Here is a 16,357-nt window from a genome sequence, read left to right on the forward strand (position 1 = left end):
TTTTATAAGCCTAATTTTAGAGATAAGGTTACTTGTCTTGAAACGGGGAGCGCAACACCGCCCGAGTTAATGAACTCCGGATCTTGTCCGTTTAAGTTTTTATCTGCATATAGTACTGCTATATTGTTGGCTACCAATGCCAGCGATGCATTGTCTACTCTTAGTTTCTGACATAGGTTTTTTGAAAGATTATAACCTATACTAATATTGGATAGCTTAATATAATCTCCTTTAGCTACACGTACATCTGAGTAGTTATAGGCATTGTATGGATAGCGTGCATCAACAGCTGTACCGGTATTGGTAACTACTTGTCTCAGCGATAACATATCTAGGATAGCAGGAACTGTTGTGTATTGCTCATCACCCGGAAGTACCCATCTGTTCAATACGTCTTTAGTAAGTGCAGTCATATCACCATAAACAGCTGATACCGTAGGGTTCTTTCTTACCACATTTCCAAAGGCAAATTTGAAGAGGCCGGATACTACAAAGCTGCCATATCTAAATTGGTTGTACTATCCACCAGCAGTGGTAGGATCTATCGGACCATTATATACTAGATTGTCCAATACAGTACCTTGAAATGAAATTTGAGTAGTTCTGATGTTGGCATCGGCTGGGCTGATGAAAGTAGGGTATCCGTAGTTATGATCTAGGCCGGCAAACTTAATGGAGAACAACCCTCTTTGCGGATATCCTTTAACTGCAGCTCCGTTAGCATTGATGGCTGTCCACACCTGAGGTTGATTATCCAGTCTTGTAATTTTACTTTTATTGAAAGCTATATTGACGCGTGATGTCCAGTTAAATTTATTGCTCTGAATTACTCTGCCATTCAATGTAAATTCAATACCGTTGGCTTTCATAGTTCCGTAATTTCCTCTTTTAACGAACTGGCCACCGATACCTGATGTATTCAAAGGACCTATCAAATCTTTTATTTTACGATCGTAGTAGTCTACGACAAATAATATTCTGTTGCCTTTTAAAAACCCTAGCTCAAGTCCTATGTTAAGGTCTTTAGATTTTTCCCATGTGAGTTCTGAGTTTTCCAAGCTGGATATGAAGATTTGAGTTTCCTGATCTTTTACATAAGGTCTTCGAGATATCTGGTTATAAAAGGTAGCGGCAGAGTTAGTAGCACCGTTTACGTTGGCGACCAATCCATACGATCCTCTTAAAACAGCTGAGTTGAGAATCTCGTTTTTAGTCCAGAAGTCTTCACGATGGATGTTCCAGTTACCTGAGATGCTCCAAGTTGGGAGCCATCTTGCTGTTTTGCTTCTCCCCATTTTATTGGATCCATCGTATCGGATAGTAGGTATTAAAGTGTATTTATCTTTATAAGAATATTGCAATTGCATGAAATAAGCTAAATATCTGTCAACCCCTGTGTTCATGCCGAAATAGGGATCTACCGACTCTTGAGCTTGTTTGAAATACATATAGTAAGGACTAACCAATCCTCCATTCTCATATTGGTATCCTACTCCATCAAAATATTCATATTGACGTCTGGCATCGCGACCTTCCATTGCGGCATAAGCGGTTAAGTGATGATCGCTTCCAAAGTCCTGACTATAGTTCAGTTCCTGACGGAAGTAGTAGGTAGTTAAACTATTGGTTGTAATGTTGTAAAAACCACCGCTTGGTAATACCACCATTGGATAATCGTATGGCGCATCAGGATCACTATACAGGAAAGGGTTATTGTCCACAACAGTGGGGTCTTGTGCTGCCTTGTAAGCTTTAACAAGATTGGAGCTTTCCAGTATATGTACTTGGCCATGAGATTTAGTATACCTATATGATCCGGTAGCCGAATAGGTTAATTCCGGTATGATTTTATAGTCTATTCTTCCCTGAACTTTATAATCAACAACGTTCAGTTTTAGGTAGTTGCTATTGAGCTCATTAATGATATTAAATGGAGCATAATTCAAGCGGAAATATTCCAAATTACCGTTTTCGTCATAAGGTGTTAAAATCCGACTGGTTTTTAGTGCGTAATTGTAAGGATTGATATCAAAATTGCGGAAGTTGGATCCATATACTACATCAGCTTCCGTGTCTTTTGTTCCGGGTGCACGTTGATTACGTACGGACCCACTCGTTAATAATTCAGCGGATATTTTTTTACCCATTTTGAAGTTTAACCTGTAGTTACCGGTAATACGTTCTACACTATTACCAATGGTAACTCCTTCGTCTTTTAAATACGAAACCGAGGCATAATTTTGTGTACGATCTGTACCTGATGTTATACTTAAAGAATGTTCTTGTATTAGAGAGTTTTTAAAAAGAACATCAAACCAGTCTGTATTTGAATTCGCATATCTTTCCAGAAATGCATTACGTTCTTCGGGAGTATTTTTTAGTGCATAGGTATTAGTAACAGGATCGTAATTATACAGCTGGCTGTACATTTTCGCTATGGGACCACCCGAGCTTCCGTTGATCATGCCCGGCATTTCAAAATATCCTTTATTCATCATTTCCACCAAAACTGCCATGTGGTCAGCAGAATTGAGGACATCAAACTGTGAATAATTGGGCTTGATATATCTTGAAAAATTACCCGAATAGGAAACCTTGGCTTGACCTGCAGTGGGGCGACCTTTTTTGGTAGAAACTACTATTACACCATTCATTGCCCTTGCACCGTACAAAGCAGTAGCAGCGGCATCTCTAAGAATGGTGATATCAGCGATATCATCGGGGTTGAGGCCCGCAACTGAAGAGCCTAGAAGTGTATTCATATCTCCTGTTGATAGGGCTTCATTTGAGATATTCACTACATCTTCCAATATTACTCCATCTATTACCCATAGGGGTTTGTTGTCTCCAGATAGAGAAGTGGCTCCTCTTATTCTCAATTTGGGTGCAGCTCCAAATGTTCCGGATACATTCTGTAAGGAAACTCCTGCAAATTGTCCCTCCAACATTTTGGATATGTCCGGAACTCCGGCTCTTTCTAGTGCTTCGGCGCTTAAGGAGGTAGCAGCTCCTGTGAAGTTTTTCTTTTTAATGCTGTTGTAACCTGTGGAAACTAGCACTTCTTCCAATCTGCCTTTATCCTCTCCGGTTAATACAAACTGCAAGCTTGCCTGGCCGGAATAGGTGATTGTCTGCGAGTTTAAACCCACATAAGAGGCTTCCAGCTTATCACCTTCTTTAACACTAATAGAAAAGTTACCTTTTGAATAGAAAAGTTACCTTTTGAATCGCTATTAACACCACTACTAGTTCTAAGATTAATAATGGTAGCTCCGATCAAAGGGTTTCTTTCTTCATCAACTACTACACCTTGAATTTTTTTCTCTTCATTTTGTGCGAAGGGTGTCTTGGGGTTAACCAAAATAAAAAATAGAAATAAAAAGAAAGTCAATGCTTTATAAGCAAACTTTCCCGAGGTAACATTCATCATGAGCAGATATATTTAATAATTGAAATATGTTTTCTTTCATGATTTGACAATAAGTTTCCTGTCAATATACCTATGATAAAAGTATATTGCATTTAATTATAATGTGTCTTCATGAAACCCAATGACGGACCTATTTGTGTCGTTTTAGTTGATTAGGACTTTATTGAGTTAGTTTTAAAGTTTTCAAACTCCCACCACATCTAATGATCGCATCACATTAGATATTTATTGCGCTAAGATAATGCACTTTAATATACAAACAAATTTTAAATAGAAAATTTTTATAAATCGAATTTATAGTAAAGAAATTTTGTATACAATGGGGACTAAAATAGAATTGGATGAATCATATTATGAGTAAAAAAGTAGGTAAAAACGTTGCGAAGATTTCTTTTAATGTAAAATTGGATACAGAAAATGCTTATATAATGGCTTGCAGACAGATCTTACCGGTAGGGTTACTAGGATTGATGTTGACTGGAATGTATTTTTCAACTTCTGCATCTGCAAATACAACTCTAAATGTGGTATCTGCAGTGTTTACAAATGATATTTATAAAGGCGCTATTAATCCCAATGCCAGTGAGAAAAAGTTAATGTCGGTGGCGCGAGCCTCCCCCTGGTGTTTTGGAATTTTTATGATACTCATAGCACTTGCAGTGCCTTATCTTGGAGGAGTAGTAGAATTTACGATAAGCTTAGGTGCTATTACGGACGGACCTCTACTACTGCCCCCCATCTGGGCTTTATTTTCCAAACGTCTGACTGGTAAAGCCACTATCAATATTACTTTAGTGTCATTGGCAGTAAATATATTTTTTAAGTTGATATTGCCTGCCATTAATGGATATAAGTTATCCAGAGGCAGTGAAATTGAAATGCTGCTAGGGGTATTGTTACCACTGATATTACTATTGATTTATGATTTCATTTTTGCCAGAAAACAGTCGACTAGTGAGGATTATCAGTTATATCTCAACTATAAGTCGGAAAAGAAAGTAGTAGCTATGCAAATGGATGCAAAGGAAATGGCAATAATACGTACTCAAAACAAGTTTGGATTGCGCATGATTGCATTTTCTCTTTTATTTACCGGGCTGCTGCTTTTAGTATTGTCTTTAATTACACCTCATTCCAAAGGTTTAGTGCTAGTTATTGCAATTTTAATTATGATAGGGGCTATCATACCTTGGCGTGTATCTAAAAAATAAATGTATTGTTCTAAGCAAATAGGGGTTGGATACAATCGCAGTACAACTCTTGGATTATAAAGTTGGAGTACTGAGTAATTGATTCGATAGATTGTACCCACACCATTCCTTTGATAGCATTGGTAAGAAAAACTTCATCAGCTTGTTTCAATTGTTCTTGCGTGCAAATGCTTTCTGTTATGGATACTGACTGCATAAGATGGGTGCGCATTACTCCATTGATACAACCTTCCGTTAATGGAGTTGTGTAAATTTTTTTGTCTTTTATCCAGAAAATATTGGCAATACTACTCTCGCAAATGCGATCATGCTGATTTAAGATTAAACTGTCGTCCCAACTATTTATCGTAGCAGTACGAGCTGCTACACTATATATAAGTGCGGAGGCTGTTTTCAGCTGTGCATAGGTATCACAGCTTTTTTTCATATCTGTAAATATCCCCACTTTTAATCCTTCTTTATTAAGTGCATTGGAGGTGTTTAATGGCCAAGCTTCTATGATATAATCTAAATGTTGATGCGTGTCGAAAATTGCGCCGTTGCCATTGGAAAAGGAGAGCCGAACTCGTGCTGAATCTTCGCAGTGATTATATCGGCAAAGTTCAAGTATGTTTTTAAAAATGGTATCTATGGTGGTGAGAGGAGATAGCTTGTATTGTAAAAGTTTTAGAGTTGTTTCAATACGTTTCCGATGATAAGCTTCCAGTACAATATTGCCTCGAAAGATTCTTATGGTTTCAAAAAAACCATCGCCATAGCGGTAACTTCGATTATCGGCCAGCAGTACGGGGTGTTGTGCATCGACAAAGTTTCCGTTATAGCATATATGAGGCATCGTGTGAGATAATGGGTTGATAGTTTATCTAATCATATATTGTGGTCTCAGAGGGTCTTCCGTACTGTTTTCTGTTGTTGTGTCCCCTGCCAATCGTTTTTGTTGGGCAATAATGGAGTCGAGTACCTGTGCCAATTGTTTAGGATGATCTCGATAGTAGGCCAAGCTTTTATCAAATTCCTTTTTAGATACTTTGTGAATTTTCAATATGCGCTCCAGCATCTCGTTATTGACGGCTGCTCGATTTAAATAAGGGTGGCGAGAATATACATAACCATTCAGAAACTCACTGCCTCGAGTTACATCCCATAAAATTTTTTCCATCTTTTCTCTTGGTAGCACTCCTGATGGGGTACCTTTACCACAGGCTAATATTATCCCGGTCAAAAGCAATATAATCAATCCTCGTTGCATCATACTACACAGTTTCTGTTTGGTGGTTATTGAGAATGGTATTGATAATATCCTTGGCTACTTCAGTTTTAGGCTTGGGTGAAAAAGCAATTTCTCGGCCATCTTTTGCATAGATGGTGATTTTATTATAATCACTTCCGAATGGTGTAGCATCGTTCATAGAGTTTAATACAATGAAATCCGCATTCTTGGTTTTTAATTTTTCTAATGCATTATTTTTTTCATTGTCTGTTTCCAGCGCGAATCCTACAAGGATTTGGTTTTCCTGTTTTATCGCTCCTAAGCTCTTCAGAATATCTTTAGTTTTCACAAGTTTGATCTCAGGAACGTCGTCATCCGTTTTCTTTATCTTCTTCGGGCTTACGATTTCCGGTTTATAGTCGGCTACAGCGGCGGCCATGATAGCTATTGCTGCGTTAGAAAAATGTTCATGACATGCCTGATACATCTCATCGGCCGAAGTTACTTTTATTACTGTAATACCATCGTAAACTTGAGGCAATGGTACTGGGCCCAATACTAGTGTTACAGCAGCACCTCTTTCATGACACTCTTTGGCAAGTGCAATTCCCATCTTACCCGAAGAATGATTGCCAATAAAGCGTACAGGGTCGAGGGCTTCATGAGTAGGGCCTGCTGTTATCAGAACCTTTTTCCCCGAAAGGTCTTTATGTTTTGTAAAGAATTCATTGAGGAAGTTTACGATATCTTCCGGCTCGGCCATACGCCCATCGCCAAACAATCCGCTGGCTAGTTCTCCTCTTGTGGGAGGGATAATGGTTACTCCATCTTGGTGGAGCGTGGCTATATTCCGCTGCGTGGTGGGATGATGCCACATGTCTTCATCCATTGCAGGAGCCACTACAACAGGGCATGTAGCAGAAAGGTATACCGATAGTAGCAGATTATCGCAATGCCCATGCGCCATCTTTACCAGTGTATTGCAGCTCAACGGGGCAATGAGCATCACATCGGCCCAGCGTCCGAGTTGTACGTGATTGGCCCATGTATTTTCTTCAAATAGGTCTATGAGCACTTCGTTTTTGGAAAGAGTAGAGAGTGCTAGAGGGGATACAAAGTCTTTTGCAGCAGGCGTAAGTACTACTTTTACGGATGCTCCTTGCTTTGTAAGCAATCGTACCAGATGCACACATTTATATGCAGCGATACTTCCCGTAATGCCTAATAATATTTTTCTGCCTTGTAGATTCATTATTAAAACTACCAGTGTTCATGGCTGGTACAATAATAAAAAGCACCTGAACAGTTTTTACAAAAATATTTAAAACACAAAAACCACAACCTGTTTTAAACAGGCTGTGGTTCTGAATGTCTTTTTAAGAGCTTTGATTAACGGAAAAGCTCGTCTTCTGCTTTTCTGAAATAAAGTTTGTCTTCCAGAAATTCATGAGTGGCTAACAGAGCAGGGTTAGGCATTCTTTCGTAAGCTCTAGAGATTTCTATCTGCTCTTTGTTTTCATGTATTTCTTCCAACGTATCGGTGTGGCTGGCAAACTCTTCTAGTTTGCTGTGCAGCTCCTCTTTTATAGCAATATTCACCTGATTCGCTCTTTTAGCGATAATGGTGATAGATTCGTAGATATTACCGGTTTTTTCTCTGATAGCATTTACGTCGCGGGTTTCAATACTATTGGAAATTCCGGCGCTAAGTTGTCGTCTTAACTTGCTCATTATTGCTGAATTTTTGAATTTCTGAATTCGATGAAGTGATATAATCCTCTACCTCTTTGCGGTATTTACTCTCGGGAAAACGCTCAATGAAGTTATTTGCGTGTTCGATAACTTCTCTAAAGCGCTCCGCCTTTTTGCTAGCGATACTAAGCTCTGCAAAGCGGTAGAACGATTTTATAGCCATGAATTTGTACTGATCGGCCGAGTTGGACTCCGGGTAATTGTCCAGTAATGTGCTGAAGCTTACACCGGCTGCTCTAAACTCGCCCAAATTGTAATAGAGCATGGCTGATTTATATTCTTTTACTTCCAGTTTTTTTCGCAGTTCATCCACCAAGCGCATTGCCTCATTTACTCTTACAGATTGAGGATGGGTATTGATGAATGTTTGGAAATAACTGATAGCTTTATAGGTATTGGTTTGATCTAGCTCTGCCTTGGGAGATTGCTTGTAGAAGGTATATGCACGCATATATTCCATCTCCTCACTGCGGGGGCTATTGGGAAAACTTTCTAGGAAAGTTTTAAAGAGATTTTCAGCGTTAGTGTAGTCTTTCTGATTATAGGCTGTGTAAGCATATTTGTAATAGATATCCTGAAACTGAGGAGTGGTTTTGTAATAGGGTAAAACATCCTCATAAATGGTCATTGCTTTCCCCCATTTTTTCTGCTCATAGAAAGCTTCGGCCATTTTCAGTTTATAAGCAGCGTCCTTGCTCTTTAATATTTTATTCATTCCTGGTTTGCAGGACACTAAGCCACAAATAAAAAGAAACGCTAATAGAAATCTCATAAAGTTCGCAAAGTTAACCATATTATGGCAAAAATTGCTAAAAAATATGAGCTCTCTACCACTGAAAGCGTTAACTTTTTGATAAAGAATTGGTTTCAATAAAATTGTTAGTAAAATGTTGATTTTCAGTTCCTTATTTCTGGTTCTTATTATGCTCTGCCAAATAATGATCCAAGGCGGTAATCATACTGGGTGATTTAGGCTGGGGAGCGATGATTTCCGGATTTAAACCGGATTTTATGGCTTCAGCCCTAGTATTTTCCCCAAACGTACCTACTACCATTCCGTTTTGTTTGAATTTTGGGAAATTATCAAACCAGCTTCTGATACCAGATGGGGTGAAGAAGCAAACCACGTCGTAGTGTTTGTCTCCCACTGTTTTTTTGATATCGTTGGTTTCTGAGCGGTACATGAATGCCAACTCGAAATCACAATTATTGCTTTTCAGCCAGTTTACAATATTGTTATCTTGTTGGTTTTCTGAGCATACATACAGGAAGCTGATATTGTCCTTATGCTTGCTCATGACATCGAACAGGCTTTTATTAGTACCGTCGGTACCGTAAAATACTTTGCGTTTTCTGTACAGAATAAATTTTTGCAGATATAATGCTACCGCTTCGGTGATGCAGAAATACTTGGTGTCTTGGGAAACGGTGACTTTATTTTCTTCACATGTGCGAAAAAAGTGATCGATAGCATTGCGACTAGTGAAAATAACGCCGTTAAAACGGGATATATTGATTTTCTGTTTTCTGAAGTCTTTTCCGGATATTGGTACGATACTTATCAGGGGTTCAAAGTCAAGCTTTACGCCATATTTTCTTTCGAGTTCGAAAAAAGGAGATTTTTCGCTTGACGGTTTTGGTTGTGTAATTAAAATGTTTTTGATCTTGCTTACTGAAGACCTCATACCCGTTTTTTTCACTTCATTATTCATTCGCGTACTTCTGAATTGGCTGCAAATTTACAGTATTATTTTAAAATTGATAATATTCCTTTGTAGAGCACCATCGTTGGAACAATTTCCAATGCTGCTACATATATCAGGAAATGGAAGAAACTGATAGCTTTTTCTTTTCTGATAAGATTCAGTGCTGATATATATCGGTATAAAATCAGTCCTCCAATCAATACCCAACTCAATGTCCAGCCGATGGTTGCTAAACCTTTATCGCTTAGTGCTATAATAAGCGTTAATGGGAGTATTACAAGTATAAGAATTTTATTAATAAGAAAAATAAGAAAAATATAATTATCAGTAAGCGAGGTTATCTGGAATACCCAGCCCATAAACTTTAGGAAGAGAAATTTAGCCAGATAAACACCTCCCAGTATAATGCAACTTCCGGCAAGTATTTTCCAGAAAGGATACGTGATGGAGGGCGCAAACGTGTGAACAATCAATGTGAGATAAAACCCTGCAGCAATGATAAAAAATAAATTAAAAAGCAGGGAGGGAAGAGAATTTTGAATAAGCTGCTGTTTAATTTGCCTTTGTTTTAAACTTCTTTTGAAGAAAAGCTGTATCAGGTTGGAGTAATATTTGTCGAAACCTGTTTTCAATATAGCAAAGATGAGGAGCAATGCTGCAAGAGTGTAGAAATAGTATTCTTTACCGGGCGGATTGACTTTTGGAGTATAAGGAGGGGGCGCAGCCTTTGCAGCAAAATTAAAAAAGGGATGCTTGCCTAATATCCTTTGCGTAAGTTCCAAATGTTCTTTTGGGGTCAACGGCGAAATGGGGTGCACTACTGATACAGTAGGCTGAATACTGTCAGGTATTGTTTGTTGTTTCGATGCTGTCGTTGTTGTTGCAATAGAAGGCTCCTTTACGGAACTATCTTTTTGAGAAGTGGTTTGAAGTGGGGCATTGGAGGGTTTGCGAGAAGTTGCAGCCGTACTGTCCTGTGCCGAACGCTGTGCATTTTGCTGCGTGCGTTGAGGGGTTGTAATGCTTTGTGGCACAGTATCGCGGCTTTCTCTACGAGGATTTACAGAATCGTCTTTTGCAAGGGAAGACGGCTTTCTTGCGCTATCGGTATTTTGTCCCCAGATGATGCCAGAGATAAAACAAAAGAAAATGATGAATACGAGCCTCCTCAACTGGATAATGATTTTTGTTGGCAAAAATACAATTTAGCCTTATAAAGCCTAAAAGTAGTTGATAAACCCGAAGTGAATTTTGGATTGCCGCAGATTGAAGGAGGTATCGTTACGTTTACCTGTAGCCCATGTGAGCGTAAATAATCCTACTTTGGTTTCAAATAATAATCCCATCCCTCCAGCAATATAGGAATAACTGAGGCTTTTGGCTTTGCCTCTACTATCATCTTTGCCCCAACCTCCTTCTGTAAATACATTAAAGTACGAGTTTTCGCCTACGAGATACCGGTACTCTAAGGTTCCAATGCCATATTGCGATAAGAACTGGCTTTGTTCGTCAAAACCGCGGAGCAGATGATAGCCTCCAATTTGAAAGAGTTCATTTCGGAATATTTGACTGCCGGCAATATATCCTCCATTGATAGCAGTTTTAATAGTGCTTCTGCCTTTGCCTAACGGAAAATATTTGGCAACACTCAATGTAGAGCGTAGTTGATAAGATTTAGTTTTTACGGTGTCGTATAAGCTGGCAAAATCAAAATCAGGGTTAGCAGGATCTTTCAACGAAAGGATTTCATCGTTGCGTTTGAGTACCTTATTACCCACCGAAGTGTTAAATATAATGTCAAAACCTCTAACCGGATTGAATATGTAATTGGTGTTGTTCAGTCGGTATTCGATTCCAATATTGGTGAGACGCACATCGCCTTCGTCGGGAAGTCTTTTCAACGCAATAACCCGAGCCGTGTCTACTATACTCAGAAAACTACTAAACCGTTGTACATACAACTGTGCTTGTTGTTGTGTGTTCAGCGCCAGTTGTACACCTAGTTTCCCATCAAGATTTAAAAATGTGGAGTCGCGCTTCTGCATATTGAAACCTATATCCACTCCAAATGGAGACTTAAATAAATACGGCTGTTGATAATTGAATCGCAGTTGTTGCGATGCTACCTGCAATCTTTGCCACAATAGACCGATAATTTCTCCGCCACCAAATGCATTTTTAAGGTTCAACAACCCTTCACCTGTGATTAATAATTTGTTGGGCGTATTCGGATTGCTGTTAGGTATGAAACCGATGATGAGGTTGACCTGACTGCTTTTTTTCTGATCAATAAAGACTTCTATCGTACAGCCTGTACTGCCCCAAATTATCTGGGGAGGAAATTTTTCTTCGATATAGTTGAGTTTTTTTAATTGATTGCTTATTGCCTGAAGTTTTCGCTTGCTGTATATCGAACCTCTTTTGATATCCAGAAACTGATGCAGATAATCGTTGCTGATTTTGGCATTGCCTGAGACCCTAATACTATCGATATAATAAATGGGCCCTGAGTGTACATTGATGCGACCCGATACTTCATTGCCGCTAATATGCAGGCTGTCCATGTAAATTTTTGAAAAAGGATAGCCGTTGTTTTCAAAATATTGCAGCATGCGGTGCTGAATTTCGGCTAGTTGATCGGGGTTATAGATTTGTTGAGCAAATTTATCGGCATGCCATCCGATGTGAGATAGCCAACGCTGCGAAGCACTGTCTGCAGTAACAGCTACCCATTTGTAAATTTCACCAGTATAAAGCTCTATGGTGGCGGCAGTAGTGTCTTCATATAAAGTATCAATAGAGGCACTGATATATCCTTTTGCCTGTAAGGTGGGTACAATCTGTTCAATATACGCATAGCAATCTTCTTTGCCAATAAACTGCTTTTGAGGTTGCAGAACCTTGTGTATAAAAATACTATCCTTGTCTACGGCTATAATGCGAAGGCTGAAGTTGCCCTGTGCATATACTTGTGTTATGCAGAAATACAGTATTACTGTGAGCAGGTATCGTATATTTGCAGGTTTCAACAAGAGTAAAAATAGATTATTAATGTTAAACTCGAAAGAGGTTTAGTGCCTGTATGAGTGGTATTTATATACATATTCCGTTTTGTAAACAGGCCTGCCATTATTGCAATTTCCATTTTGCAACATCATTGCTTAAGAAAGATGCATTGGTAGGAGCACTGCAGCAGGAAATAATTCTTTCTGCTACCACTGCGTCTCGTGTGCTGCATACGGTTTATTTTGGAGGCGGCACGCCTAGTATATTACCTATAGAAGATATTGCCGCTATTTTGAAAACGATCACCACCATTTATACGATAGATTCAGATGCCGAAATTACACTAGAAGCCAATCCGGATGATATTACTATCGAAAAGTTAGCCGGCTGGAAGGAGATAGGCATCAACCGTCTGAGCATAGGCATACAGTCTTTCTTTGAAGAAGATTTGCAGTGGATGAATCGCACTCATAATGCGGAACAGGCCAAAAAAGCACTAGAGCTGGCTTTGCAATATTTTGATAATATTACCATTGATTTGATATATGGAACGCCGGGACTTACCGATGCGAAGTGGAAGTATAATGTAGAAGCTGCTATTGGTTACGGTATACCGCATTTATCTTGTTATGCACTCACAGTAGAACCTAAAACGCCTTTAGAAAAACTCATACGGCAGCATAAAAAAGATGATGTGAATCCGGATATGCAGGCTGACCAGTTTTTATTACTGATGGATTGGCTGGATGCTGCGGGTTATGAGCATTATGAAATATCCAACTTTGCCAAGCCGGGTTGTAGAAGTCGGCACAACTCTTCGTACTGGCAAGGTAAACCCTATATAGGCATAGGTCCGTCTGCGCATTCTTTCGATGGTAAGGAAAGAAGATGGAATGTTGCTAATAATCAAAAATACATTGACGCCATCCAAAGAGGAGAGTTGCCTTTTGAAAAAGAAGAGCTTTCTCCTATACAAAAACTCAATGAGTACATCATGATTGCTTTAAGAACCTGTGATGGGCTTGATTTAAGTCGTTTGCAGGAGTATGAAAAAGCAACCATACTTAAAAACGCTCAGAAATATTTGCAGCAACATTTGTTGTCTTTTAATGAAAACATCCTAGTGCTTACCCGTGAGGGAAAGTTGTATGCAGACGGTATCGCCGCTGATTTGTTTTTGGATGAGCTATAAACGGGACGATGCAGTGAGTGACACAAATACGCTGGGTCACGCACTACAGTCGGCCACATCATAAAAAATTAAATCAATACTTTTTCTATTGCTGCAAAGCCATGAGCGGGCGGTACCTGTTCCCATAGAATTTTATAAATGCTTTCGGCAATAGGCATTTCGGCGTTGACTTGTTGGTTAAGGTTGTAAATGCATTTGGCTGCATTGTAACCCTCTGCAACCATGTTGAGCTCCAGCTTGGCAGCCTGTACAGAGTAGCCTTTCCCAATCATATTACCAAACATACGGTTGCGACTGTGGAGCGAATAACACGTCACCAATAAATCTCCAAGGTATACAGAGGCCGCATAGTTTGCGGACTTATGCCCTTCATTATCGGATTCATGTTCGCCTACAACAATATGCTGTGCTCCGAATTTTTTGAGAAAGCTGGCCATTTCATCCGCGCTGTTGGCAATGTATACACTTAGGAAGTTATCACCGTAATCTAGGCCGTGTGCAATACCGGCGCCCAGTGCATAAATGTTTTTAAGAATAGCTGCATATTGTACGCCGAAAATATCGTTATTCACAACTGTATTAATAGCGCTTGATGCGAAATAATTGGCGATGCTTTGTGTGTACGCTGTGTCAATACCCGAGAAGGTGAGATAGGATAATTTTTCTGAGGCTACTTCTTCGGCGTGACAAGGTCCCAGTACTGCAAAATAATCACTTAATGGTACGTTGAAATATTTTTCCAGATAAGTATTGAGTAAAATGTTTTCTTGAGGTATCATGCCTTTTACGGCGGAAAGAATTTTTTTGTTTTTCAAGTCCTCCGGACTAAGCGACGATAGAATATCGGTGATATAAGCTGATGGAGCTGCAATGACAATAATATTGGATGTGGTTATAACTTGCCTCACATCGGTGCTGATCGCTAATAAATCCGTTTTTAAATTTGCAGATGTGAGGTAATGAGGATTGTGCCCTCTTTGAAGGATATATTGAACATTCGCCGGATTTCTTACCCACCAACTAATTGGGTTGCCATTATCTGTAAGAATCTTTACCAACGCAGTGCCCCAACTGCCACTTCCTATTACCCCAAATTTTACGCTCATGGATATATATTGCTTGCCATGTAAAGTAGAAATGCCAAAAGTATTTATTAATTCCGACAAAAAACTTTACCAGCTAGTGTTTTACTAATTATTGATTTGTCTTAAATGAATAGAAGCTGTTCGCTTGTTGTGTACAGGTGACCACCAAATCATTAATACATACATGTGCCGGTAAAGTAGTGCAATAAAAGATAATGTCGGCAATATCTGCTGCAACTAGTGGTTTGATGCCTTCGTATACCTGAGCGGCTTTATCCGCATCGCCCTTAAATCTGACGTTGGAAAATTCTGTTTGTGCTGCTCCCGGATTAATAGCCGTAACTTTTATACCATATTTTAATAAATCGATACGCATAGCTTCGCTCAAAGCAACTACAGCATGTTTAGTAGCGCAATACATATTGCCCTGGGCGTACACTTCTTTGCCTGAGATGGAGCCGATATTGAAGATATGTGCATTTTCTGTTTTCAGAAGATAGGGTAGTACGCTTTTGGTTACGTAGGCCAGTCCTTTGAGATTGGTATCTACCATTATATCCCAATCGTCCAAAGAAGCTTCATCGAAATTATCACGACCGACAGCGAGTCCGGCATTGTTAATGAGAATGCTGATTTGTTGCCAGTCTTTGGGGATGGTGTTGATGCTTGTTTCCACGGCTTTTCTGTCGCGTACATCCAATACTAATGGCAACACGCGTATGCCATATTGAGCGGATAAAAGCTCTTCCAATTTATCCAGTCTTTCTTTCCTGCGGCCGGTTATGATTACATCATAACCTTCTGAAGCAAATTTATATGCACAGGCTTCTCCAAAACCTGAAGTGGCTCCTGTTATTAAGACGATTTTTTTCATATCTCAGTTTATGGTTTTAATAAATATTCAAATCTGATAAGAAGGCTTCCAAAATCTTATTGCTTTCTTGCGGCTCTTCAATCATACCCAAATGTCCTGACTTTTTCAATATGTGTACCGATGCTGTTGACGGTAGGGAAGCTTGCCCGATAGTTTTGTGCACATCAATAATTTCGTCTTGCTCACCATAAATGAACAATACCGGAACTTTAGTATTCTTTAATACTTCGGTACGGTCGGGTCTTTGCATCATAGCTTCATAATAATTGATTACCGATTCATTGCTCATTTCGGGCAGATTCTTAATGAAGCTTTCGTACAATTGGGGTTGTTCTTGTTTTGTTGCAGCACCAAACATTTTAGGGGCAGTGGATTCTAAGAACGCTTTGGCTCCGTGTTTTCGGGTAAACTCGATACCTTTCCTTCGCCCCGCAATTTTTTCTTCATTGTCGGCTGTAGCCGTGGAATGAAATAGTCCGAAGGCTTGTAGTAACTCGGGATATTTTTCTGCAAAGGCCAGGGTGGTATAACCGCCCATGCTGTGTCCGATAAGAACAATGTTTTCGATTTCTTCCTCTTCGATAATTGTTTTGACCATGCTGGCCAGTCCTTCCATACTCACATCACTGATAAGTTCGGAATTACTGATGCCCGGTAGGTCGGGAGCGATTACCTGATAATTTTTACTCAGATAACTAATTTGTTCTTCCCATATGGTACTGTCTGCACCGAATCCATGCAGTAATACCAGCGCTTTCCCGTCCCCGGCTGTATAATAACTGATGATTTTGCTATCAATACTTATCGATTTTCTTTCCATAGTAATGCTTTTTTAGCGATAGATTTCGTTAGGCTAAATTTCTATTATTAAAACGATACTTCGCAGCCATA

The 16,357-nt window shown here is 39.3% G+C and carries 16 protein-coding genes; 2 read left to right on the forward strand and 14 right to left on the reverse strand.

The genetic code is table 11. The annotated features are described in order from the left end of the window. Positions 1-2 precede the first annotated feature (2 nt). The 3 genes from V2H41_RS11040 to V2H41_RS11050 all read right to left on the reverse strand — a co-directional run bounded on the left by V2H41_RS11040 (position 3) and on the right by V2H41_RS11050 (position 3,430). Positions 3-455, reverse strand: a complete 453-nt coding sequence (locus tag V2H41_RS11040) for a hypothetical protein (protein ID WP_330975213.1) — start codon at positions 453-455, stop codon at positions 3-5. A 63-nt stretch (positions 456-518) separates the two neighbouring features. Next, on the reverse strand, positions 519-3,149 hold the full coding sequence (locus V2H41_RS11045; protein WP_330975214.1) for a SusC/RagA family TonB-linked outer membrane protein: 2,631 nt from the start codon (positions 3,147-3,149) through the stop codon (positions 519-521). Next, positions 3,140-3,430, reverse strand: a complete 291-nt coding sequence (locus V2H41_RS11050) for a carboxypeptidase-like regulatory domain-containing protein (RefSeq protein ID WP_330975215.1) — start codon at positions 3,428-3,430, stop codon at positions 3,140-3,142. The genes V2H41_RS11045 and V2H41_RS11050 overlap by 10 nt, the downstream gene beginning before the upstream one ends. Before the next feature lie 341 nt (positions 3,431-3,771). On the opposite strand from V2H41_RS11050, the gene V2H41_RS11055 reads away from it, so the two are divergent. Then, positions 3,772-4,641 carry a sodium:solute symporter family transporter gene (locus V2H41_RS11055; protein ID WP_330975216.1) on the forward strand — a complete coding sequence of 290 codons (870 nt, stop codon included), beginning with the start codon at positions 3,772-3,774 and terminating at the stop codon, positions 4,639-4,641. 10 nt (positions 4,642-4,651) lie between these two features. Here V2H41_RS11055 and V2H41_RS11060 read toward each other — a convergent pair whose 3' ends face one another. The 8 genes from V2H41_RS11060 to V2H41_RS11095 all read right to left on the reverse strand — a co-directional run bounded on the left by V2H41_RS11060 (position 4,652) and on the right by V2H41_RS11095 (position 12,341). Next, positions 4,652-5,476: an aminotransferase class IV gene (locus V2H41_RS11060; protein WP_330975217.1), complete on the reverse strand. Its 825-nt coding sequence runs from the start codon at positions 5,474-5,476 to the stop codon at positions 4,652-4,654. Between the two features lie 24 nt (positions 5,477-5,500). Beyond that, complete coding sequence (locus V2H41_RS11065) at positions 5,501-5,893, reverse strand: DUF4296 domain-containing protein (RefSeq protein WP_330975218.1); 393 nt, start codon at positions 5,891-5,893, stop codon at positions 5,501-5,503. 1 nt (position 5,894) lies between these two features. Beyond that, complete coding sequence (gene coaBC / locus V2H41_RS11070; RefSeq protein ID WP_330975219.1) at positions 5,895-7,103, reverse strand: bifunctional phosphopantothenoylcysteine decarboxylase/phosphopantothenate--cysteine ligase CoaBC; 1,209 nt, start codon at positions 7,101-7,103, stop codon at positions 5,895-5,897. Between the two features lie 137 nt (positions 7,104-7,240). After that, a complete protein-coding gene (locus tag V2H41_RS11075) occupies positions 7,241-7,582 on the reverse strand; it encodes a DNA-directed RNA polymerase subunit omega (protein ID WP_330975220.1) in 342 nt (113 codons plus the stop codon). Beyond that, the gene (locus V2H41_RS11080; RefSeq protein ID WP_330975221.1) at positions 7,557-8,396 is read right to left on the reverse strand and encodes an outer membrane protein assembly factor BamD; all 840 of its coding nucleotides are present in this window, start codon (positions 8,394-8,396) and stop codon (positions 7,557-7,559) included. Before V2H41_RS11080 ends, V2H41_RS11075 begins: the two co-directional genes overlap by 26 nt. A gap of 112 nt (positions 8,397-8,508) precedes the next feature. Further along, a complete protein-coding gene (locus V2H41_RS11085) occupies positions 8,509-9,288 on the reverse strand; it encodes a uroporphyrinogen-III synthase (RefSeq protein ID WP_330975222.1) in 780 nt (259 codons plus the stop codon). A 62-nt stretch (positions 9,289-9,350) separates the two neighbouring features. Next, the gene (locus V2H41_RS11090; protein WP_330975223.1) at positions 9,351-10,481 is read right to left on the reverse strand and encodes a DUF4271 domain-containing protein; all 1,131 of its coding nucleotides are present in this window, start codon (positions 10,479-10,481) and stop codon (positions 9,351-9,353) included. A 48-nt stretch (positions 10,482-10,529) separates the two neighbouring features. Further along, the gene (locus V2H41_RS11095; protein ID WP_330975224.1) at positions 10,530-12,341 is read right to left on the reverse strand and encodes a POTRA domain-containing protein; all 1,812 of its coding nucleotides are present in this window, start codon (positions 12,339-12,341) and stop codon (positions 10,530-10,532) included. Between the two features lie 50 nt (positions 12,342-12,391). Between V2H41_RS11095 and hemW the strand changes: the two genes are divergently transcribed. Then, positions 12,392-13,507: a radical SAM family heme chaperone HemW gene (gene hemW, locus V2H41_RS11100; protein WP_330975225.1), complete on the forward strand. Its 1,116-nt coding sequence runs from the start codon at positions 12,392-12,394 to the stop codon at positions 13,505-13,507. Between the two features lie 68 nt (positions 13,508-13,575). On the opposite strand, the gene V2H41_RS11105 is transcribed toward hemW, so the two are convergent. From V2H41_RS11105 to V2H41_RS11115, 3 genes are all read right to left on the reverse strand, one after another. Then, a complete protein-coding gene (locus V2H41_RS11105) occupies positions 13,576-14,613 on the reverse strand; it encodes an NAD(P)H-dependent glycerol-3-phosphate dehydrogenase (protein WP_330975226.1) in 1,038 nt (345 codons plus the stop codon). Positions 14,614-14,701: 88 nt separating this feature from the next. Further along, on the reverse strand, positions 14,702-15,466 hold the full coding sequence (locus tag V2H41_RS11110; RefSeq protein ID WP_330975227.1) for an SDR family NAD(P)-dependent oxidoreductase: 765 nt from the start codon (positions 15,464-15,466) through the stop codon (positions 14,702-14,704). A gap of 16 nt (positions 15,467-15,482) precedes the next feature. After that, complete coding sequence (locus tag V2H41_RS11115) at positions 15,483-16,286, reverse strand: alpha/beta fold hydrolase (RefSeq protein WP_330975228.1); 804 nt, start codon at positions 16,284-16,286, stop codon at positions 15,483-15,485. Positions 16,287-16,357: the final 71 nt, after the last annotated feature.

The sequence above is a fragment of the Niabella digestorum genome, assembly GCF_036409055.1.
Taxonomy (GTDB): Bacteria; Bacteroidota; Bacteroidia; order Chitinophagales; family Chitinophagaceae; genus Niabella; species Niabella composti.